The following is a 20,072-nucleotide window of genomic DNA, read 5'->3' as shown; positions in this document are numbered from 1 at the left end:
CCGTCGGACCGCGACCGCCGGGGCCGCGTCGTGAGCGCCCTGGCGACCGTCGCCGCACGGGCGGACGCGACCACGGGCCTCCCGTCCGTCCACCCGGTGGTCCCGGACCGCGACGCCGCCGTCGTGCAGGCGTGGCTCGCCGCCCCGGCGTCCTCGTGGTGGGCGATGTCCGACCACGACACCGACGCGGTCCGCACGTACCTCCGTTCGGTGCAGGAGGACCCGGCGCAGGCGGGGTGGGTGCTCCGGTGGGAGGGCGAGCCCGTCGCGTACGCGGAGACCTACGACCCGGCGGCCGTGCTGCTCACCGACGTGTGGGACGCGGAACCGGGCGACGTCGGCATGCACCTGCTCGTCGCTCCGCCGCCCGACGAGGGACGTGTCCACGGGCTGACACGTGCCGTGATGCGAGCGGTGGTCGAGCACTGCCGCGACGCCCTCGGCGCGCAGCGGGTCGTCGTCGAGCCGGACGTGCGCAACACGGCGGTGCAGCGGAAGAACGCCGAGGTCGGGTTCCGTGTCCTGCGCGAGGTCGACGTCGACGGCAAGCGCGCGCTGCTGTCGGTCCTGGACACCGGCCGGATCGGCACGCCCGACGACGACGGACCCGCCGCGCACCTGCGGCCGGAGCACCTCGAGCCGGCCGAGCGGCACCTCGTCGCCAAGGCGATCGCGGAGTTCACGCACGAACGGTTGGTCGCCCCACGGCCCGACGGTGCGGGCTGGGTGCTCGACGCCGGGGACTCGACCTACCGCTTCCGCGCGCGGGTGCACACGCTCGAGCACTGGGTCGTCGACGAGGCCTCGCTCACCCGCAGCCGCGCGGGCGTCCCGGCGCCGCTCGATGCACAGGACCTCGTGCTCGCGCTGCACGAGCAGCTCGGGATCCCCGACGCCCTCCTCGGGACGTACCTGGAGGAGATCGCCTCGACGCTCGCCAGCGCCGCGGCGAAGCACCGGCGCGGCGGCCCCTCCGCCGCGCAGCTCGCCCGCGGCCGGTCGGACGGCGACGTGGTCGCGGGGTTCCAGGACGCCGAGGCCGCGATGACCGAGGGGCACCCGGCGTTCGTCGCCGCGAACGGGCGGATCGGGTTCGGGCTCGACGAGTACCGCGCGTTCGCCCCCGAGTCCGGCGGGCGCTTCCGGTACCGGTGGCTCGCAGCCCGTCGTGAGCACACGCACCTGGCGCTCGCCGCGGACCGGTCCGAGCACCATCACTGGGACGCCGAGCTCGACGCGTCGACGGTCGCGCGCTTCCACGAGGTGCTCGACCGACGCGGGCTCGACCCCGCGGAGTACACGTGGTTCCCGGTGCACCCCTGGCAGTGGCAGCACCGGATCGCGGTGACGTTCGCCCCGGACCTCGGGCGGCAGGACCTCGTCGACCTCGGCGAGGGGCCGGACGACCACCAGCCGCAGCAGTCGATCCGCACCGCGTTCAACCGTTCCCGGCCGGAGCGGTCGTACGTGAAGACGGCGCTCGCCGTGCAGAACATGGGCTTCCTGCGGGGAATGTCACCGGCGTACATGCGGACCGCGCCCGCGGTGAACGACTGGGTGGCCGACCTCGTGGGGTCCGATCCGGTCCTGGCCGACGCCGGCTTCGGGGTGCTCCGCGAGCACGCGGCGATCGGGTACACGGGGGACGTCTGGCACCGGATCGGGGCCGTGTCCGCGCAGCAGGGTGCACCGCAGCGGAAGATGCTCGCGGCGCTCTGGCGGGAGAGCCCGGTGCCGCGCCTGCTGCCGGGGGAGCGGCCGATCACCATGGCGGCGCTGCTCCACCGGGACGCGAGGGGGCGGTCGGTGGCTGCTGCGCTCGTCGCGGAGTCGGGGCTCGACGCCGCGTCGTGGGTCGAGCGGTACCTTCACGCGTACCTCCGCCCCGTCGTGCACTGCCTCACCGAGCACCAGCTGCTGTTCATGCCGCACGGCGAGAACCTCGTGCTCGTGCTGCGCGACGGTGCGGTGTCCCGCGTGTTCATGAAGGACATCGGGGAGGAGGTCGTGGTCGTCGGGGACGTCCCGGTGCCCGCCGGGATCGAGCGGATCGTGCACCCCGTGGACGACGACGAGGCGGCGCTCGGCGTCTTCACCGACGTGTTCGACGGGGTGCTCCGGTACCTCGCGGCGATCCTCGACGACGACGGAGTCCTGCCGAGCCGCGTCTTCTGGCGGCTCGTCGGCTCCTGCGTGGACGACGCCGCGGCGGGACGGGCGCGGCCGATCGACCTCCGCGTGCCGGACTTCGAGCACTCGTGCCTGAACCGGCTGCAGCTGCGGAACACCCTGCAGATGGTCGACCTGTCGGCGCAGACCGACTCGCTCATCCGGGCGGGTCGCACGGCGAACCCCGTCGCACGCTGAGGGTCCGCTCACACGGGCGGCTCCGGGCCGGTCCCGCGGGCGGCGGGCACGCTCCCGCGGGTCCGGTCGTGGCAGGCTGGCAGGGTGACCAGCGCCGTGCAGCTCATCCGCTCCGACCGACTCAGCTCCGTGGCGGAGTACGCGTACGCCGCCACCGCGCCTGCCGGTGCCCGACTGGTGTTCCTCGCCGGGGCCTGCCCGCTCGACGAGCAGGGTCGCACCGTCGCCGTGGGGGACCACCGTGCCCAGGCCGCTCGGTGCATGGCCAACCTCGAGACGGCGCTCGCCGCGGCCGGCGCCGGACTCGGCGACCTCCTGCACACCCGCGTGCTCGTGGCGTCGTCCGACCGGGCCGACCTCGTCGCCGCGTGGGAGGTCGTCCGGGCCGCGATGGGGGACCACGACGTGCCCAGCACGCTGACGGGGGTGACCGTCCTCGGCTACGACGACCAGCTCGTCGAGGTCGAGGGCGTGGCCGCCCTGGTGGACTGACGTCCGTGGACACCCGCACGACCGACCGGCCCCCGCACCGTCGCTGGCGGTACCTCGGACTCGTCGCGCTCGGCGGTGCGATCGGCACCGGCGTGCGGGCTGCGCTCGCCGCAGCGTTCCCCGCGGTGGACGGCATCAGCTGGACGATCCTCGGCATCAACGTCGTCGGAGCGTTCTGCCTCGGGGTGCTCCTGGAGGCACTCGCGCACGCGGGTCCGGACCTCGGCCGACGTCGGGCGCTCCGGCTGTTCGTCGGCACGGGCGTCCTCGGTGGTTTCACGACCTACTCGACCCTCGCCGACGACACCGCCCGGCTGCTCGACGTCGGGCGGTGGGGCGCCGGCGCCGGGTACGCGCTGCTGTCGGTGGTGCTCGGGCTGGCCGCCGCGGCAGCGGGAGCGTGGGTCGCCGGCGCTCGGCGCTCCCGGGGCGCTCGGAGCGGGGGTGCCCGGTGACCGTGCTCGGACTCCTGCTGGTCTCCCTCGGCGGCGGGGTCGGCGCTGCGCTGCGCTGCTGGCTCGACGGCACCGTCAAGGCCCGGGTGGACGGCACCGCGCTCGGACGCTTCCCGCTCGGCACGCTCGTCATCAACGTCACGGGATCGCTCGTGCTCGGGCTCGTCACCGGGCTCGGGGAGACCGGCGCCCTCGGCCCCTCGGTGGTCGCCGTGCTCGGGACGGGCATGATGGGCGGGTACACGACGTTCTCGACGGCGAGCGTCGAGACCGTGCAGCTCCTCCGATCCGGCAAGACCCGGACCGCCGTCCTGAACGGCCTCGGGATGCTCGTCGTCTCGGTCGGCGCAGCCGCGCTCGGCCTGCTCATCGGAAGGAACACATGACCTCGGAACGCCCCGGCGAACTCGTCCTCGTCCGCCACGGAGAGACGGAGTGGTCGAAGAGCGGTCAGCACACCGGCCGCACCGACATCCCGCTCACCGACGAGGGCATCGAGCAGGCGAAGCGCGCCGGCCGGTACCTCGCCGACCGCACCTTCGCGCTCGCGCTCTCGAGCCCGCTGCAGCGCGCGCGGGACACCGCTGCGCTCGTCGGCGTCGACCCCGAGCTCGACGAGGACCTGTACGAGTGGGACTACGGCGCGTACGAGGGCCTGACCACCCCGCAGATCAAGGTCAAGCGGCACGGCCCGTGGGACCTCTGGACCGACGGGGTCCCTGCCGGCGACACCCCGGGGGAGAACGCCGCCGAGGTCCGGGTCCGCGTCGAGCGGGTCCTGAACCGCGTCCGTCCGGTCCTCGCCGAGGGCGACGACGCGATCGTGGTCGCGCACGGACACGTGCTCCGCGCGCTCGGTGCCGCCTGGATCCGCCTCGCGCCGCAGGACGGAGCCGTGCTCAAGCTCGGCACCGCCACCGTGAGCTCGCTCGGCTACGAGCACGGCCGCCCCGTCATCGACTCCTGGAACGTCGCCCCGCGCGACTGACGCGCGCGCGCTGGTGCGTCCTGCTCCCGCACGACCCGGGGCACGTCGCGCCACGTGTTCCCGCGGCGCGACGTGCTCGCAGTCGTGCGCGCGACAGGCGACCCGGTTGCGGTCGGGAGGCGCGGTGCGGGCTGACCACGCGCCTCCCGTCCGGCGCGCGCTCGCTGGTGCGTCCTGCTCCCGCACGACCCGGGGCACGTCGCGCCACGTGTTCCCGCGGCGCGACGTGCTCGCGGCTGTGCGCGCGACAGCGGCGCCGGCACCGGCGCGCCGCGTCGGCGCCGCGCCCCGTCAGACGGTGCGGATCGCGCTCGTCGCGCCGAGCGGCCGGCCTCGTCGACGCTCGACGAACCGCCCGACCACCAGGAGCGCGACGCTCACGAGCGCACCGAGCAGCGTCTGCGCGATGCGGTCGAGTGCGAGGAGCTCCGGCGCCTCGGGCAGGCTCAGCCACGACACGGCGAGCGCGAGCGGCGTGAGGAAGAGCAGGGTCACGGCGTAGTGCCGCGCGACGAAGATCTCCGCGAAGAACTGCCCGACGACGGCGATCACGACGATCCACCAGACGCTCGGCTCGAGCAGCAGGATCCCCACGGCCACGACCGTGCCCCCGACGGTGCCGACCACCCGCTGCCAGGCGCGACGCAGCGTGTGCCGCTGCCGGAGCGCGGGGAGCGTCGACACCACAGCGATCACCGCCCAGTACGGGTGTCCGAGCCCGGGGATCGTGACGGCGACCGCTCCGGCCACGACGGACCCGACGACGTTGAGGGCGACGGTCTCCCGCAGCGCCGGCGTGCGCAGGACGTCGAGCGTGCGGTGCTTGCGTGCCGCCAGCGGCCGGAAGCGGTGCGGCGCCCGTGGGTGCAGGAGTCGACGGAGCACCGCGCCCGACATCGCCACGAGCCACGCCCACGCGACCGAGCCGACGATGATCAGCAGGACCGTCGGCAGGTCGGCGGGCCGCAGCGGGACGAGCGAGGAGACGACGAACGCGAAGACCGGGAAGATCGGCTGCGCGGGGATCGTCTGCAGCGCCGTGAGCGTGCACACGGCGACGACGAGCACCACCACGAGCCCGACCGCCTGCAGCCACAGCGGGTGCCCGAGCAACGCGACGCCGATGCCCGCGAGCATGCACGCCGCCTGGAGCGCACCGGCGACGCCGGTCGTGACGGCACGCTGGCGGTACGGCTCGGTCGCGCCGAAGATCGCCGTGAAGCCGGCGAACATCGCGAACGCCGCGTAGCCCGGCATCCCCAGGGCGATGAGCAGCGCGAGCGGTGCGCCGCCCGCGATCGCGGCGCGGGCTGCGCCCTCGAGGTTGGTGGTCCGGGTCGAGTGCGCAGGCGTCGTCATGTCGTCACCATCTTCCCACCGCGACGGGTGTCGCCGACGCGGGTCGCCTCGTCCGAACCGCACCACGGCCGGACGGGAGGCGCGTGGCGGCGCCGAACCGCGCCTCCCGTCCGTCCCGGCCCGCGTTGGTATACCAACCTGCTAGACTCGCCGGACCGAGCCGCGAGAGCGGTACCGCAACGTCGATGAGGAAGGGCCGGGCCGATGGGAAAGACGCTCGCCGAGAAGGTGTGGGACGACCACGTCGTGGTCAAGGGCGAGGACGGGAGCCCGGACCTCCTCTACATCGACCTCCACCTCGTGCACGAGGTCACGAGCCCGCAGGCCTTCGACGGCCTCCGCCAGGCCGGCCGCCCGGTGCGTCGCCTCGACCTGACCATCGCGACCGAGGACCACAACACCCCGACCCTCGCGATCGACCGGCCCATCGCCGACCCGACGAGCCGCACGCAGATCGAGACCCTGCGTCGCAACTGCGAGGAGTTCGGCGTCCGTCTGCACTCGCTCGGCGACAAGGAGCAGGGCATCGTCCACGTGGTCGGCCCGCAGCTCGGCCTGACGATGCCCGGCATCACCGTCGTGTGCGGCGATTCGCACACGTCGACCCACGGTGCGTTCGGTGCGATGGCGTTCGGCATCGGCACGAGCGAGGTCGAGCACGTCCTCGCCACCCAGACCCTGCCGCTGAAGCCGTTCAGGACGATGGCGATCACGGTCGAGGGCACCCTGCGCCCGGGCGTCACGGCGAAGGACATCATCCTCGCCGTGATCGCGAAGATCGGCACCGGCGGCGGGCAGGGCTACGTGCTGGAGTACCGCGGCTCGGCGATCCGCTCGCTCTCGATGGAGGGGCGCATGACGATCTGCAACATGTCGATCGAGGCCGGTGCCCGCGCCGGCATGGTCGCCCCCGACCAGACCACCTACGACTACGTGCAGGGCCGCGATCACGCACCGACCGGTCAGGACTGGGACGACGCCGTCGCGTACTGGGACACGCTGGCGACCGACGACGACGCCGTCTTCGACGCCGAGGTCTTCATCGACGCGGACGAGCTCGAGCCCTTCGTCACGTGGGGCACGAACCCCGGCCAGGGCGTGTCGCTGTCCGAGACGGTCCCGGACCCCGCGGGCTACAGCGACCCGAACGACCAGGCCGCCGCGCAGCGTGCGCTGGAGTACATGGACCTCGAGGCCGGCACACCGATGAAGGACATCGCGGTCGACGCGGTCTTCATGGGGTCGTGCACGAACTCGCGCATCGAGGACCTCCGGGCCTTCGCGTCGGTCATCCGGGGACGGAAGAAGGCCGACGGCGTGCGGGTCATGGTCGTGCCGGGGTCCGCCCGGGTCCGGCTCGAGGCCGAGGCCGAGGGGCTGGACAAGGTGTTCACCGACTTCGGCGCGGAGTGGCGGTTCGCCGGCTGCTCGATGTGCCTCGGCATGAACCCCGACCAGCTCGCACCGGGGGAGCGGTGCGCGAGCACCTCGAACCGCAACTTCGAGGGGCGGCAGGGCAAGGGCGGCCGCACGCACCTGGTCTCGCCGCTCGTCGCCGCCGCCACCGCGGTCCGGGGCACGCTGTCGAGCCCGTGGGACCTGGAGACCGACGACGCGATCGCGACGGTCACCGACGACACCGCCGCGACGGCAGCGACCGCTGAAGGAGCCAACTGATGGACAAGATCACCACCGTCACCGGGATCGCCGCGCCGCTGCAGCGCTCGAACGTCGACACCGACCAGATCATCCCCGCGGTCTACCTCAAGCGCGTCACGAAGACCGGCTTCGAGGACGCCCTGTTCGCCGGGTGGCGCCAGGACCCCGACTTCGTGCTGAACCAGCCCGTCTACCAGGGGGCGCAGGTGCTGGTCGCGGGCCCGGACTTCGGGACCGGGTCGAGCCGCGAGCACGCGGTCTGGGCGCTCCGCGACTTCGGCTTCCGCGTGGTGGTGTCGAGTCGTTTCGCGGACATCTTCAAGGGCAACGCGGGCAAGCAGGGCCTGGTCACCGCGATCGTGACCGAACCGGAAGTCGAGGCACTCTGGGCCGAGATCGCGGCGAACCCGGGCATCGAGGCGACCGTCGACCTGGTCGCGCAGCGCGTGTCGCTCGGCGCGGTGGACGTGCCCTTCGAGATCGACGCCTACACTCGTTGGCGGTTGATGGAAGGGCTCGACGACATCGGGCTCACCCTCCGTGACGAGTCCTCGATCACGGAGTTCGAATCCCGCCGCTCCCGATGGCGGCCGAAGACATTGCCGGTGAAGTAGTGAACTCCCTCGTACAGGACGCAGCAGCAGCAGGGGCCCGCGTCGGCCTCAAGTCGGACGAGATCGTCATCCGGGGCGGCAAGCCGCTCGTGGGGCGCATCGAGGTCCGCGGCGCGAAGAACCTCGCGACCAAGGCGATGGTCGCCTCGCTGCTCGGCGACACCCCGTCGATCCTCAAGGACGTGCCGGACATCTCCGACGTGAAGGTCGTCCGCGGCCTGCTCGAGGTGCACGGTGTGCGGATCACGGACCCTGCACGAGGCGAGCTCATCCTCGACCCGGCGAACGTCGAGTCGGCGCACTTCGCCGAGATCGACGCCCACGCCGGCTCGAGCCGCATCCCGATCCTGTTCTGCGGTCCGCTGCTGCACAAGCTCGGCGAGGCCTTCATCCCCGACCTCGGCGGCTGCCGCATCGGCGACCGTCCGATCGACTTCCACCTCGACGCCCTGCGCGCGATGGGTGCCGTGGTCGACAAGCAGCTCAACGGCATCCACCTCACGGCCCCGGACGGTCTCAAGGGTGCGAAGATCGAACTGCCGTACCCGAGCGTCGGGGCGACCGAGCAGGTCCTGCTCTCGTCGGTCCTGGCCGAGGGCGTCACCGAGCTCCGCAACGCGGCGATCGAGCCCGAGATCATGGACCTCATCGCGATCCTGCAGAAGATGGGCGCGATCGTCACGGTCGAGCCGAGCCGCACGATCTTCATCGAGGGCGTCGAGTCGCTGCGCGGGTACACGCACCGCGCGATCAACGACCGCAACGAGGCCGCGAGCTGGGCCTCCGCCGCGCTCGCCACCAACGGCGACATCTTCGTCGAGGGTGCCGACCAGCAGGACCTCATGACGTTCCTCAACGTCTTCCGCAAGGTGGGTGGCGGGTTCGACATCCAGGAGGACGGCATCCGCTTCTACCGCGAGCGCGAGACCCTGCGCCCGGTCGTCGTCGAGACTGACGTCCACCCCGGCTTCATGACGGACTGGCAGCAGCCGCTCGTCGTCGCGCTGACCCAGGCCGAGGGCACGAGCATCGTGCACGAGACCGTGTACGAGAACCGCTTCGGCTTCACCGACGCCCTGAACGAGATGGGTGCCGACATCGTCGTGCACAAGGAGGGGCTGCCCGGGCACGACCGCCGTGTCGCCCGCCGCCCGTTCGAGCAGGCCGCGGTCATCACCGGCCCGACGACGCTGCACGCCGCGAACGTCCGCGTGCCCGACCTGCGCGGCGGCTTCAGCCACCTCATCGCCGCCCTGACGGCCGAGGGCGAGTCGCACATCACGAACGTCGGCATCATCAGCCGCGGGTACGAGCACTTCATCCCGAAGCTGCGCAAGCTCGGCGCCGACTTCGACTTCGCGGGCTAGGCGCGTGGAGGGCACGACGGGCGGCGACGGCACGGCGAGCGGCGCGGGTGACGGCCTGGAGGCACGGCGTGCGTCCGCCTCCGACGTCACCACGGGCCTCCCGAACCCGGGGCGCCGGTGGCGGCGCGGCGAGCTGAACACCGCCTTCCGCATCACGGCGTCCGTGGTGATCCCGGTCTTCCGGTTCACCGCCCGCTACCACTGGCACGGACCGAAGCGCCTGCCGGAGGGCGGCGCCTTCGTGCTGGCCCCGAACCACTTCACGAACATCGACCCGCTCGTGGTCGGCACCGCCGTCTGGCTGTCCCGCCGTGCGCCGCGGTTCCTCGCGAAGGCGTCGATCTTCCGGGTGCCGGTCGTCGGCAAGCTCATGGCCGGTATGGGGCAGATCCCGGTCGAGCGTTCCGGCCGCACGCGCCTGAACGACCCGCTCGGCGGCGGCAGGTCCGTCATCGAGCAGGGTGGAGCGATCATCGTCTACCCCGAGGGCACGCTCACCCGTGACCCCGACCTGTGGCCCATGCGCGGCAAGACCGGCGCGGTGCGGATCGCGCTCGAGAACGACGTCCCGCTCATCCCGATGGCCCACTGGGGCACGCAGCGGATCATGGGCCGGTACGCGAAGAAGCTCCGGCTGTTCCCGCCGTCGCGCGTCGACGTGATCGTCGGCGACCCGGTCGACCTGTCGGCGTACCGCGGGAAGCCGCTCGACCAGAAGACCCTGCTGGCGGCGACCGACCTGCTCATGCGCCGGATCACCGAGCTGCTCGAGGAGCTCCGTGGCGAGCAGGCACCGGCGACCCGGTGGGACCCGGCCGCCAACGACCAGAAGGAGACCGGGAAGTTTGACTGACGACCGCTCGGGCCTGCGCCCGCACGACGACCACCCGGACCCCGCCGTGGCAGCCCCAGGCGCCGTCGACACCGCAGCCATCCGCGTGGTCATGCAGTCCACCGACAAGCCGCGCGTCGCCGTCATCGGTGCGGGCAGCTGGGGGACCACCTTCGCGAAGGTGCTGGCCGAGGGCGGTGCCGACACCGTCGTCTGGGCACGTCGGCCCGAGGTCGCACGGGAGATCACCGAGACGAAGCGGAACTCCGACTACCTGCCGGGCATCAACCTGCCGCGCACGCTGACCGCGTCGACGTCGCTGTCCGCGGTGCTCGACGGCGCCGAGCAGGTGTACGTGTCGGTGCCGTCGCAGACGCTCCGGTCGAACCTGTCCGCGATCGCGCCGCTGCTGCCCGAGGGCGTCCCCGTCGTGAGCCTGATGAAGGGCGTCGAGAAGGCCACGGGCCTGCGGATGAGCGAGGTCCTGCACGAGGGTCTCGGCATCGATCGCGACCGGATCGCGGTCGCGAGCGGACCGAACCTGGCGCTCGAGATCGCCCGTCGGCAGCCGACCGCCGCGGTCGTGTCGTCGACGTCGCTCGAGACGGCGACCGCGGTGGCCGCGGTCGCCACGAACCCGTACTTCCGCTCGTTCACGAACACCGACGTCATCGGCACGGAGTTCGGCGGCGTGCTGAAGAACCTCATCGCGGTCGCGATCGGCATCGTCGACGGCGTCGGCTACGGCGAGAACACCAAGGCGTCGATCATCACCCGCGGGCTCGCCGAGATGACCGACTTCGCGGTGTCGCTCGGTGCGCAGCCGTCGACCCTGTCCGGGCTCGCCGGCCTCGGCGACCTGATCGCGACCTGCCAGTCCCCGCTGTCGCGGAACAACACGGCCGGCCGCCTGCTCGGTCAGGGGTACCGCTTCGACGAGGTCGTGCGCCAGATGAACCAGACCGCGGAGGGCCTGGCATCGGTGGCCCCGATCCTCGAACTGGCGGCGGCGAACGGCGTCGACATGCCCATCGTCGGCCAGGTGGCCGAGGTCCTCGCCGGTAGGCTCGACCCGCGCAACATCGCGCCGCACCTCACCGAGACCGACGAGCCGCAGGGCGAGTGACCGGTCCGGTCCCGACCACCAAGGGGACTGCCATGCCCACGATCGCTCCCGCTCCCACGACCGTCGCCGTGCTGTTCGGCGGCCGGTCCAGCGAGCACGAGATCAGCTGCGTGACCGCCGGCGGGATCATGGACGTCGTCGATCGCTCGGTCTACGCGGTCGTGCCGATCGGCATCACGAAGGAGGGCGCCTTCACCCTGCAGTCCGACGACCCGGCACAGTGGGCGCTCCGGGACGGTGCGCTCCCCGTCGTGCCGGACAACGGCACCCGTGTGGCGTTCCCCACGTCGCCAGCCACGAACGAGCTGGTCGTGTCGCACCCGGACGGCTCGGTCACGACGATCGCGGTCGACGTGGCGTTCCCGATCCTGCACGGTCCGTTCGGTGAGGACGGCACGGTCCAGGGGCTCCTCGAGGTCGCCGGGCTGCCGTACGTCGGCGACGGCGTCCTCGCGAGCGCCCTGGCGATGGACAAGCACACCGCGAAGGCCGTGCTCGAGCACGCCGGGCTGCGGGTCGCGCCCTGGACGACCGTGCTCCGCCGGCAGTGGTCGGCCGACCCCGACGGCGTCGCCGAGGCCGTCGCGGTGCACGGGTGGCCGCTCTTCGTGAAGCCGGCCCGCGCCGGGTCGAGCATGGGCGTGTCCCGGGTCGACGAGCCGTCGCAGCTCGCGGCCGCGATGGACCTGGCGTTCGCGCACGACGCGAAGGTGATCGTCGAACCGCGCGTCGTCGGGCGCGAGGTCGAGGTCGCGGTGCTCGAGGGCCGCGACGGTGTCCCGCGCACGAGCCTGCCGGGCGAGATCGTCGTGGCGGAGGACGGTTTCTACGACTTCGCGTCGAAGTACCTGGGCGGCGACGAGGCGCTCCTCTGCCCCGCGCCCCTGACCGCCGACGAGACCGACGCGATCCGGTCGATCGGTGCACGGGCGTTCGAGGCGATCGGCGGTGCGGGTCTCGCGCGCGTGGACTGCTTCCTGACCGACGACGGCTTCGTCGTGAACGAGGTCAACACCATGCCGGGGTTCACGCCGCTGTCGATGTACCCGCGCTGCTGGGCGGCGTCCGGGATGTCCTACGGCGAACTCGTCGCCGAGCTCATCGAGCTGGGACGGGTCGCCGTCCGCTGACGTCCGGCGTCGCGTGCAGCAGGCCGTGCGCGCCGCACGCGGTCGTCAGCCCTGGACGTCCGAGGGGTCGAGGCAGCGGTGCCCGTCCTCCGGCAGCGTCGACACGACGTCGGACAGGTCCTGCACGACCTGGTCGGTGGTCTTCGTCGAGTCGATGACGACCTGCACCGCCGGTGACCGGCCGAAGGTCGTGTAGACGACCTGCGCCCCGCGGTCGTCGCGGATCCAGTCGACCCCGCCCTTGCTGAAGCACGGCAGGTCGGACACCGTCGGCACCGCGACGCCGCAGTGGTAGAGCGCTGCGGCCGGGTCGCCCCACGCGGCCGTCGACTGCGCGTTCGTGTTCCGCAACGGCAGGTCGTTCCCGACGGTCGTGGGGAGGCGGACCTGCACGGCTGCGCACGCGGCGGTGTCGGCGGACGGAGCGGGTGCCATCGACACGGCGTTCGTGCACCCGGTCAGCCCGGCGGCGAGTGCCACGGCGACACCCGCGATCGCGGTCCAGCGGAAGGGTCGGCGCACGGTGTCCATCGACGTCCAGGCTACCGTTGCGGACGTGGACGAGATGGACGACGCCTGGACCGGACCGACCGTGGGACAGCTGGGGGAGCTCGCCGTGCTGGACCGGATCGTCCGTCGACTGCCGGCGGGTGCACCGGACGTCGGTCCCGGTGACGACTGCGCCGTCGTCGCGGCCCCGGACGGCCGGTTCGTCGTCACGACGGACATGATGGTGCACGGGCCCGACTTCCGGTGGGCGTGGTCGTCGCCGGCGGACGTCGGGTGGAAGGCGGCAGCGACGAACCTGTCCGACGTCGCAGCGATGGGCGCGACGCCGAGCGGACTCGTGATCGCCCTGGCCGCGCCGCAGGAGACCCCCGTCGCGGTGCTCGAGTCCTTCGCGGACGGGGTGCGGGCTGCCGTGGACGCGCTCTCCCCGGGCTGCGGCGTGGTCGGCGGGGACCTGTCGACCTCGGCCGTGTTCACGGTCTCGGTGACGGCGTTCGGCGACCTCGGCGGGCGAGCGCCGGTGCTCCGCTCGGGTGCTCGCCCCGGGGACGTCCTCGCGGTCTCGGGGGAGCTCGGCCGCGCCGCTCGTGGCCTCGCACGGCTGTTCCGCGACGGCGTCGACGCGCACGGGGAGCCCTCGCGGTCGGCGACCGTCGCGAGCGGCGCGGACACCGACCCCGACGTGGACCGGCAGCGTCGCCCGGTCCCGCCGATCGCCGACGGTCCGCGCGCGGCCACGGCCGGGGCGACCGCGATGCTCGACCTGTCCGACGGGTTGGCGATCGACGCCGGGCGGCTCGCCCGGGCCAGTCGGGTGACGCTCGACCTCGACATCGACCCGGACGCCGACGGTGTCGCGGGCGCCGACGACCTCGCACTGCACGGCGGCGAGGACCACGGGCTGCTCGCGACCTTCTCGCCCGGCGTGGCGCTGCCCGGCGGCTTCCGGCGCATCGGCGCGGTCGTCGCCCGCGGCGGCGCGGACCTGGTGCGCGGAGGCGAGCCGGTCCCGACGACCGGGTGGGACCCGTACGCCGACTGGGACGGCGCCGCGGGCTGACCGTCGGGGCCGCGCCGGGCCTCCCGGCCGCCCGATCGCGCGACCGCGCGCGTCCGACCGCCTGCGTCAGGCCGGGGTGACGGCCTCCCACGCCACGGTCTCGCCGTAGCTGCGCTTGCTGAAGGGCTCCAACCCGGCCGGCCACGTCGGCTCCGGCGACCGCTTGCTCCGCTCGACGACGACCACCGCGCCCGCCGTCAGGCGCGGCACGAGTGCTTCGAGCACGTCCGCGATCTCCTGCTCGGCGACCTCGTACGGCGGGTCGACGAAGACGAGGTCGAAGGTCCGCACCGTGCTCCGCAGGTAGCCGAGCGCCGGCTGGGGCTGCACGTCGATCCGCACCCCCGGCACCCGCTGCTGCACGGCCTTCGCGTTCGCCCGGCACGCCTGCGCGGCAGCGGACGCGCGGTCGACGAGCACGACCTCCGCCGCCCCGCGGGACGCCGCCTCGAGCCCGAGCGCGCCCGTCCCGGCGTAGAGGTCCGCGACCGAGGTGCCCTCCACGAGCCCGCGCGCGCCGAGCGACGAGAACAGGGCCTCGCGCACGCGGTCGCTCGTCGGCCGGGTGCCGGACTTCGGCACCCGGAGCGTCGTGGAACCGGCGGCGCCGGCGATGATGCGGGTCATGCAGCCACCGTAGCGGCGTGCACGGTCTCCACAGGCCGGACGGGAGGCGCGCGGTGCGTCGGACCGGCCCGGTACCGTGGTCGCGTGGTCACCTCCGACACCCCCGACACCGAGGCGCCGCCGGTGCGGCCCGACCTCGGCCCCGCGCCCCTCGACGCCCGGCTGGGCGGGGTCCTCGGCGGGCGGACGGCGAAGGCGATCGAGAAGGCCTTCGGGTACCGCACCGTCGGTGAGTTCCTCGAGCACGCACCCCGGCGGTACGCGGAGCGCGGCGCCCTGACGGCGCTCGACTCGCTCGCGATCGGCGAGTCGGTCACGATCGTGGCCGAGGTCATCGACGTGCGCGAACGGACCATGCGCGCTCGACGCGGGTCGATCCTCGAGGCGAAGATCGGTGACGGCAAGGGCCTGCTCACGCTCACCTTCTTCAACCAGGGGTGGCGCACGAAGGACCTCGTGCCCGGTGCCCGTGGGATCTTCGCCGGCAAGGTCGGCGACTACCGGGGTGCGCGGCAGCTGGCCCACCCGGACTACGAGCTGTTCGACCGCGACGACCCCCGCGCGACGGCGGACCCCGAGGACGAAGAGGCGATCCGCTGGTCACGGCAGCCCATCCCGATCTACCCGGCGACGGCGTCGCTGACCTCGTGGCAGATCGCGAAGGCGATCGCCGTCGTCCTCGACACCCTGCCCGACGTGCCCGACCCGATCCCGGCACCCGCGCGAACGCGACTCGGCCTGGTGCCGTTCCGCCGAGCACTCGAGCTCCTGCACCGTCCGGAGAAGGTCGCCGACTTCAAGCGCGCGCAGGACGCGCTGCGCTACCGCGAGGCGTTCGTGCTGCAGACCGCCCTCGTGCAGCGGCGCATCGCTGCCCGGGCGACCGCTGCCACCCCGCGTCGGGCGGCGCCCGGCGGGACCCTCGAGCGTTTCGACGCCTCGCTGCCGTTCACCCTGACCGACGACCAGCAGGTGGTGGGGGCCGAGATCGCGCACGACCTGGCGGGGGACTGGCCGATGCACCGGCTGGTGCAGGGCGAGGTGGGCTCCGGCAAGACCCTGGTCGCGATCCGGGCGATGCTGACGGTCGCCGAGTCCGGTGGGCAGTCGGCCCTCATCGCCCCGACCGAGGTGCTCGCGGCGCAGCACCTCCGGTCGATCGTGAAGTTCCTCGGGCCCGACCTGGCGGCCGAGCTCCGGCCGGTCATCCTGACGGGCTCGCAGTCGACCGACGAACGGCGCCGGGCACTGCTCGCGGCGGCATCCGGCAGCTCACGGCTCGTCGTCGGCACGCACGCGCTGCTGGGCGACCGGGTCGACTTCGCGGAGCTCGGCCTGGTCGTGGTCGACGAGCAGCACCGGTTCGGCGTCGAGCAGCGCGAGGCCCTGCGGACGAAGGGCGCGACCCCACCCCACGTGCTCGTCCTCACCGCGACGCCGATCCCGCGCACCGTCGCGATGACGGTGTTCGGCGACCTCGACGTGTCCACCATCACCGGGCTGCCGTCGGGCCGTGCCGGGGTCGAGACCTTCGCCGTCGGGCTGGCCGAGCACCCTGGGTGGGAGGGGCGCATCTGGACCCGGATGGCCGAGGAGCTCGCCGACGGGCGGCAGGCCTTCGTGGTCTGCCCGGCGATCGACGACGCCCACGCCGAGGACGACGGCGGCCCCGAGCCCGCCGAGGACGACGCGCCGAAGCACGCACCGGCGACGGTGCTCGCGACGGCCGAGCGGATGCGGGCCATGCCGGTCCTGCAGGACCGACGGATCGAGGTCCTGCACGGGCGGATGACCGCGGACGAGAAGGACCGCGTCATGACGTCCTTCGCGGCCGGCGACGTCGACGTGCTCGTCGCGACGACCGTGATCGAGGTCGGCGTGGACGTGCCGAACGCGTCGATGATGGCGGTGCTCGACGCCGACCGCTTCGGGGTCTCCCAGCTCCACCAGCTGCGCGGTCGCATCGGTCGTGGGCAGTACGCCGGGGTGTGCCTGCTCGTGACGACGGCCGAGGCCGAGACGACCGCACGCGAGCGCGTCGACGCGGTGGCGGCGTCCGACGACGGCTTCGAGCTCGCCCGCGTCGACCTGGAGCTCCGGCGCGAGGGCGACGTGCTCGGCGAGCGGCAGTCCGGCGGCCGGTCGTCGCTGAACCTGCTCCGCGTCGTCGAGCACGCCGACCTCATCGTCGACGCACGCGGCGAGGCCGAACGCGTGCTCGAGCCCGACCCCGAGCTGCGGGACCACCCCGCCCTGCGCGAAGCCCTGGCACGGCGGCTCGACGAGTCCGACGCCGCGTTCCTCGGGAAGAACTGACGCCGGCGGCCGGTAGCGTGACGGACATGGCCCAGATCGCCGTCGTCCCCGGATCCTTCGACCCCGTGACCCTCGGGCACCTCGACGTCATCGGGCGTGCTGCTCGGCTGTTCGACGAGGTGCACGTGCTCGTCGTCCACAACCCGGACAAGCAGCCCGCGATGTTCGCCGCCGCCGACCGGGTGCGGTTGATCGAGCAGTCCCTCGTCGAGACCGGGGCGCCGGACAGCGTCCGGGTCGGGGAGTGGACCTCCGGCCTGCTCGTCGACTACTGCCGACAGGTGGGTGCGGGTGTGCTCGTGAAGGGTGTGCGCTCGGGCGAGGACGTCGCGTACGAGACCCCGATGGCCATCATGAACCGGCACCTGGCCGACGTCGAGACGGTCTTCCTGCTGCCCGAGGCGTCGCGGGCGCACGTGTCGAGCTCCCTCATCCGCCAGGTCGCGACGCTCGGGGGCGACGTGACGCCCTACGTGCCCGTCGTCGTCGCGGACGCGCTGGCCGAGCACCTCGGGCGCTGACACGCCGCGTCCCGGGCGTCCTCGACGTCCGCAGGAGATCGCGGTAGACTCGTCGATCGTGTCTTCCCCCGTGAACAGCCCCTTCGCCCTGCGCGTGCGCGACCTCGCGCACCGGCCGGGCGAGATGCGCGAGCACTCGCTCGACGTCGAGGTGCCGGACGCGATGGGCGCCGGCGTCATCGCCGTGCGCGAGGGCGCCACGCTGCAGCTCGACGTGAAGCTCGAGGGCCTGCACGAGGGTGTCCTGGTCTCCGGACACGCCTCGGCCGAGGCCACGGGGGAGTGCTCGCGCTGCCTCATCGACATCAGCGAACCGGTCGAAGTCGACTTCGCCGAGCTGTTCGCGTACGATGTCTCGGAGGATTTCGACTTCTTCGTTCACGATGACCACGTGGATTGTGAACCGGTCGTTCGAGATGCGGTAGTGCTGGCGCTGCCGTTCCAGCCGGTCTGCCGGCCGGACTGCCCCGGCCTCGACCCCGTCACGGGTGAGCGGCTGGCCGACCTCGGCGAGGTCACCCCGCGCGAGGTCGTCGACCCGCGTTGGGCCGCGCTGAGCGGCTTCCGGGGCGCCGACACGGACAGCGCCGACGCCGACAGCACCGACGCCGACGACAGCACCCCCACCCAGAGCCCCGAGGGCGACGGCCGCACGGCCTGACGCACCTCGACCCTGACCACCGACCAACCGAAAGAGAACCACCATGGCCGTTCCCAAGCGCAAGCAGTCCCGTGCCAACACGCACGCCCGTCGTTCGCAGTGGAAGGCCGCGCCGGTCCAGCTCGTGAAGACGATCGAGAACGGCAAGGTCACCTACAGCCTCCCGCACCGCGCGAAGGTCGTCGAGGACTCGGCCGGCACCGCCCTGTACATGGAGTACAAGGGCCGCAAGGTCGCCGACGTCTGATCGGACCGGACCACATGACAGCGACGTCCGGCGCCACGGGGTCCCGCCCCGTGGGGCCGGACGTCGTTCGTCTGCAGGGCATCCTCGACGTCCAGATCGACGCCGAGCTGCTCCAGCTCGCCCTCACGCACCGCTCGTACGCGTACGAGCACGGGGGCATCAAGCACAACGAGCGCCTCGAGTTCCTCGGGGACTCCATCCTCGGCCAGGCCGTGACCGTGAAGCTCTTCCGGTCGTTCCCCGACCTCGACGAAGGTGAGCTCGCCAAGCGGCGCGCCAGCCTCGTCTCGACGGTCGCCCTGGCCGAGATCGCCCGCATGATCGGGCTCGGCTCCTACCTGCGCCTCGGCAAGGGCGAGGAGCAGACCGGCGGCCGGGGCAAGGCGTCGATCCTGGCCGACACGGTCGAGGCCGTCATCGGTGCGACGTTCCTGTCCGCGGGCCCCGACGCCGCCACGGACCTGGTGCTGCGACTGGTCGAGCCGCTGCTCGTCGACCCGGACCGCTTCGGCGCCGCCATGGACCCGAAGACGAGCCTGCAGGAGCTCGCCGCGAGCCTCTCCCTCGGCAACCCGGCCTACCGGGTGACCGAGGAGGGCCCCGACCACGACAAGACCTTCCACGCGACGGTCGTGCTGCAGGGCGAGGACGTGTCGACGGGGTCCGGTACCAGCAAGAAGACCGCCGAGATGGCCGCCGCGCTCGAGGCGTGGACGCGGCTCTCCGGCCGGGCGGCCTGACCGCGTGCCCGAACTCCCCGAGGTCGAGGTCGTCCGCGCCGGCCTCGAACCCGCCGTCAGCGGTGCCCGCGTGCTGCACGTCGACGTGGTCGACGACCGCGCACTCACCCGGCACGACGGCCCGGCCGAGGACTTCGCCGAACGCCTGACCGACCGCACGATCGCCGCGGCCGTGCGCCGTGGCAAGTTCATGTGGTTCCCCCTCGTCCCCGAGCGCGACGGCGACCGACCCGAGGCACTCGTCACCCACCTGGGGATGTCCGGTCAGGTCCTGCTCGGCCGCGACCGACCGGCCGCGAGGCACCGCCGCATCCTGATCGACGTGCAGCCGACGGGGACCGACCGCGACGGCCGTCCGGAGGCACCGGTCGAGCTCGAGTTCGTCGATCAGCGGACCTTCGGCTCGATGGCGATCGACGCCATGGTGCCGACGGCGGACGGCGCCCCGGCCGGGTCCGCCGGTGCGGTCGACGCCCACGACCCCGACGCGCCGTGGCGGAGGAGCATCCCGACCCAGGTGTCGCACATCGCCCGGGACCCGCTCGACCCGGCGTTCGACGACGACCGCTTCGTCGCGATGGCGCGGAAGCGTTCCAGTGGCATCAAGCGCGTCCTGCTCGACCAGGGCGTGGTGAGCGGCATCGGCAACATCTACGCCGACGAGTCGCTCTGGGCCGCGCAGCTGCACTTCGACCGTCCGGCCGACCGCCTGCCGCGGGCCGACCTGCACCGGCTCCTGGCCGAGGTCCGCAGCGTGCTCGCCCGTGCCCTCGAGGACGGCGGGACGAGCTTCGACGCGCAGTACGTCAACGTGAACGGGCAGTCCGGGTACTTCTCGCAGCGTCTCGCGGTGTACGGGCAGCAGGGGAAGCCGTGCCCGCGCTGCGGCACGACCATCGTGCGCGAGGCCTTCATGAACCGGTCGAGCCACCGGTGCCCCGTGTGCCAACCCGCTCCGCGCCGACGCAGGCGTTAGCCTGACGCGCAACCGAGCACCCGGA

General features: G+C 73.0%; 21 protein-coding genes. 18 read left to right on the top strand and 3 right to left on the bottom strand.

What is annotated here, in order from left to right; all coding sequences use genetic code 11:
* Window positions 1–30: 30 nt before the first annotated feature.
* From ACH0A8_RS12020 to ACH0A8_RS12000, 5 genes are all read left to right on the top strand, one after another.
* Entirely contained in the window at window positions 31–2,367 is a 2,337-nt protein-coding gene (locus ACH0A8_RS12020; protein ID WP_066654878.1) for a GNAT family N-acetyltransferase, read from the top strand.
* A gap of 84 nt (window positions 2,368–2,451) precedes the next feature.
* Window positions 2,452–2,859: a RidA family protein gene (locus ACH0A8_RS12015; protein ID WP_066654877.1), complete on the top strand. Its 408-nt coding sequence runs from the start codon at window positions 2,452–2,454 to the stop codon at window positions 2,857–2,859.
* Window positions 2,860–2,864: 5 nt separating this feature from the next.
* Window positions 2,865–3,314, top strand: a complete 450-nt coding sequence (locus tag ACH0A8_RS12010; protein WP_066654875.1) for a CrcB family protein — start codon at window positions 2,865–2,867, stop codon at window positions 3,312–3,314.
* Window positions 3,311–3,700 carry a fluoride efflux transporter CrcB gene (gene crcB, locus ACH0A8_RS12005; RefSeq protein WP_066654873.1) on the top strand — a complete coding sequence of 130 codons (390 nt, stop codon included), beginning with the start codon at window positions 3,311–3,313 and terminating at the stop codon, window positions 3,698–3,700. Before ACH0A8_RS12010 ends, crcB begins: the two co-directional genes overlap by 4 nt.
* Window positions 3,697–4,302: a histidine phosphatase family protein gene (locus ACH0A8_RS12000; protein WP_066654871.1), complete on the top strand. Its 606-nt coding sequence runs from the start codon at window positions 3,697–3,699 to the stop codon at window positions 4,300–4,302. The genes crcB and ACH0A8_RS12000 overlap by 4 nt, the downstream gene beginning before the upstream one ends.
* A 291-nt stretch (window positions 4,303–4,593) precedes the next feature.
* On the opposite strand, the gene ACH0A8_RS11995 is transcribed toward ACH0A8_RS12000, so the two are convergent.
* Window positions 4,594–5,661, bottom strand: coding sequence for an FUSC family protein (locus ACH0A8_RS11995; RefSeq protein ID WP_066654869.1), 1,068 nt, complete (start codon window positions 5,659–5,661; stop codon window positions 4,594–4,596).
* Window positions 5,662–5,865: 204 nt separating this feature from the next.
* Here ACH0A8_RS11995 and leuC point away from each other — a divergent pair, with 204 nt between their 5' ends.
* The 6 genes from leuC to ACH0A8_RS11965 all read left to right on the top strand — a co-directional run bounded on the left by leuC (window position 5,866) and on the right by ACH0A8_RS11965 (window position 12,389).
* On the top strand, window positions 5,866–7,338 hold the full coding sequence (gene leuC, locus ACH0A8_RS11990) for a 3-isopropylmalate dehydratase large subunit (protein ID WP_251155123.1): 1,473 nt from the start codon (window positions 5,866–5,868) through the stop codon (window positions 7,336–7,338).
* A complete protein-coding gene (gene leuD, locus ACH0A8_RS11985) occupies window positions 7,338–7,934 on the top strand; it encodes a 3-isopropylmalate dehydratase small subunit (RefSeq protein WP_066654867.1) in 597 nt (198 codons plus the stop codon). Before leuC ends, leuD begins: the two co-directional genes overlap by 1 nt.
* Window positions 7,934–9,301: a UDP-N-acetylglucosamine 1-carboxyvinyltransferase gene (gene murA / locus ACH0A8_RS11980; RefSeq protein WP_066654865.1), complete on the top strand. Its 1,368-nt coding sequence runs from the start codon at window positions 7,934–7,936 to the stop codon at window positions 9,299–9,301. The genes leuD and murA overlap by 1 nt, the downstream gene beginning before the upstream one ends.
* Before the next feature lie 4 nt (window positions 9,302–9,305).
* Window positions 9,306–10,154: a 1-acyl-sn-glycerol-3-phosphate acyltransferase gene (locus ACH0A8_RS11975; RefSeq protein ID WP_235426341.1), complete on the top strand. Its 849-nt coding sequence runs from the start codon at window positions 9,306–9,308 to the stop codon at window positions 10,152–10,154.
* Window positions 10,155–10,245: 91 nt separating this feature from the next.
* Window positions 10,246–11,259: an NAD(P)H-dependent glycerol-3-phosphate dehydrogenase gene (locus tag ACH0A8_RS11970; RefSeq protein WP_066658371.1), complete on the top strand. Its 1,014-nt coding sequence runs from the start codon at window positions 10,246–10,248 to the stop codon at window positions 11,257–11,259.
* A 32-nt stretch (window positions 11,260–11,291) separates the two neighbouring features.
* The gene (locus ACH0A8_RS11965; protein ID WP_406907269.1) at window positions 11,292–12,389 is read left to right on the top strand and encodes a D-alanine--D-alanine ligase family protein; all 1,098 of its coding nucleotides are present in this window, start codon (window positions 11,292–11,294) and stop codon (window positions 12,387–12,389) included.
* Between the two features lie 45 nt (window positions 12,390–12,434).
* Here ACH0A8_RS11965 and ACH0A8_RS11960 read toward each other — a convergent pair whose 3' ends face one another.
* Window positions 12,435–12,920, bottom strand: coding sequence for a DUF3515 family protein (locus ACH0A8_RS11960; protein ID WP_209682191.1), 486 nt, complete (start codon window positions 12,918–12,920; stop codon window positions 12,435–12,437).
* Window positions 12,921–12,954: 34 nt separating this feature from the next.
* Here ACH0A8_RS11960 and thiL point away from each other — a divergent pair, with 34 nt between their 5' ends.
* Complete coding sequence (gene thiL / locus ACH0A8_RS11955) at window positions 12,955–13,959, top strand: thiamine-phosphate kinase (protein ID WP_406907272.1); 1,005 nt, start codon at window positions 12,955–12,957, stop codon at window positions 13,957–13,959.
* 66 nt (window positions 13,960–14,025) lie between these two features.
* Here thiL and ACH0A8_RS11950 read toward each other — a convergent pair whose 3' ends face one another.
* Window positions 14,026–14,586 (bottom strand): RsmD family RNA methyltransferase, encoded by a 561-nt coding sequence (locus ACH0A8_RS11950; RefSeq protein ID WP_066654862.1) that lies wholly within the window; start codon window positions 14,584–14,586, stop codon window positions 14,026–14,028.
* 123 nt (window positions 14,587–14,709) lie between these two features.
* Here ACH0A8_RS11950 and ACH0A8_RS11945 point away from each other — a divergent pair, with 123 nt between their 5' ends.
* From ACH0A8_RS11945 to mutM, 6 genes are all read left to right on the top strand, one after another.
* On the top strand, window positions 14,710–16,902 hold the full coding sequence (locus tag ACH0A8_RS11945; RefSeq protein ID WP_406907271.1) for an ATP-dependent DNA helicase RecG: 2,193 nt from the start codon (window positions 14,710–14,712) through the stop codon (window positions 16,900–16,902).
* A 26-nt stretch (window positions 16,903–16,928) separates the two neighbouring features.
* Window positions 16,929–17,423 carry a pantetheine-phosphate adenylyltransferase gene (gene coaD, locus ACH0A8_RS11940; protein WP_066654861.1) on the top strand — a complete coding sequence of 165 codons (495 nt, stop codon included), beginning with the start codon at window positions 16,929–16,931 and terminating at the stop codon, window positions 17,421–17,423.
* A 70-nt stretch (window positions 17,424–17,493) separates the two neighbouring features.
* Window positions 17,494–18,084: a YceD family protein gene (locus ACH0A8_RS11935; protein ID WP_406907270.1), complete on the top strand. Its 591-nt coding sequence runs from the start codon at window positions 17,494–17,496 to the stop codon at window positions 18,082–18,084.
* A gap of 43 nt (window positions 18,085–18,127) precedes the next feature.
* Window positions 18,128–18,331 (top strand): 50S ribosomal protein L32, encoded by a 204-nt coding sequence (gene rpmF, locus ACH0A8_RS11930; protein ID WP_058728177.1) that lies wholly within the window; start codon window positions 18,128–18,130, stop codon window positions 18,329–18,331.
* A 14-nt stretch (window positions 18,332–18,345) separates the two neighbouring features.
* Window positions 18,346–19,071: a ribonuclease III gene (rnc, locus tag ACH0A8_RS11925; RefSeq protein ID WP_066654858.1), complete on the top strand. Its 726-nt coding sequence runs from the start codon at window positions 18,346–18,348 to the stop codon at window positions 19,069–19,071.
* 4 nt (window positions 19,072–19,075) lie between these two features.
* The gene (gene mutM, locus ACH0A8_RS11920) at window positions 19,076–20,047 is read left to right on the top strand and encodes a bifunctional DNA-formamidopyrimidine glycosylase/DNA-(apurinic or apyrimidinic site) lyase (RefSeq protein ID WP_406907268.1); all 972 of its coding nucleotides are present in this window, start codon (window positions 19,076–19,078) and stop codon (window positions 20,045–20,047) included.
* Window positions 20,048–20,072 lie beyond the last annotated feature (25 nt).

Origin of the sequence: Curtobacterium sp. 179-B 9B NHS (genome assembly GCF_045370965.1) — a bacterium.
GTDB lineage: Bacteria > Actinomycetota > Actinomycetes > Actinomycetales > Microbacteriaceae > Curtobacterium.
This window is presented reverse-complemented; position numbering and strand designations above follow the sequence as displayed.

Coding starts and splice junctions, on each gene's coding strand:
- ACH0A8_RS12000 (WP_066654871.1), top strand. CDS start 3,697: ATGACCTCGGAACGCCCCGGCGAACTCGTCCTCGTCCGCCACGGAGAG.
- ACH0A8_RS11995 (WP_066654869.1), bottom strand. CDS start 5,661: ATGACGACGCCTGCGCACTCGACCCGGACCACCAACCTCGAGGGCGCA.
- leuC (WP_251155123.1), top strand. CDS start 5,866: ATGGGAAAGACGCTCGCCGAGAAGGTGTGGGACGACCACGTCGTGGTC.
- leuD (WP_066654867.1), top strand. CDS start 7,338: ATGGACAAGATCACCACCGTCACCGGGATCGCCGCGCCGCTGCAGCGC.
- ACH0A8_RS11970 (WP_066658371.1), top strand. CDS start 10,246: ATGCAGTCCACCGACAAGCCGCGCGTCGCCGTCATCGGTGCGGGCAGC.
- ACH0A8_RS11965 (WP_406907269.1), top strand. CDS start 11,292: ATGCCCACGATCGCTCCCGCTCCCACGACCGTCGCCGTGCTGTTCGGC.
- ACH0A8_RS11960 (WP_209682191.1), bottom strand. CDS start 12,920: ATGGACACCGTGCGCCGACCCTTCCGCTGGACCGCGATCGCGGGTGTC.
- thiL (WP_406907272.1), top strand. CDS start 12,955: ATGGACGACGCCTGGACCGGACCGACCGTGGGACAGCTGGGGGAGCTC.
- ACH0A8_RS11950 (WP_066654862.1), bottom strand. CDS start 14,586: ATGACCCGCATCATCGCCGGCGCCGCCGGTTCCACGACGCTCCGGGTG.
- coaD (WP_066654861.1), top strand. CDS start 16,929: ATGGCCCAGATCGCCGTCGTCCCCGGATCCTTCGACCCCGTGACCCTC.
- rpmF (WP_058728177.1), top strand. CDS start 18,128: ATGGCCGTTCCCAAGCGCAAGCAGTCCCGTGCCAACACGCACGCCCGT.
- rnc (WP_066654858.1), top strand. CDS start 18,346: ATGACAGCGACGTCCGGCGCCACGGGGTCCCGCCCCGTGGGGCCGGAC.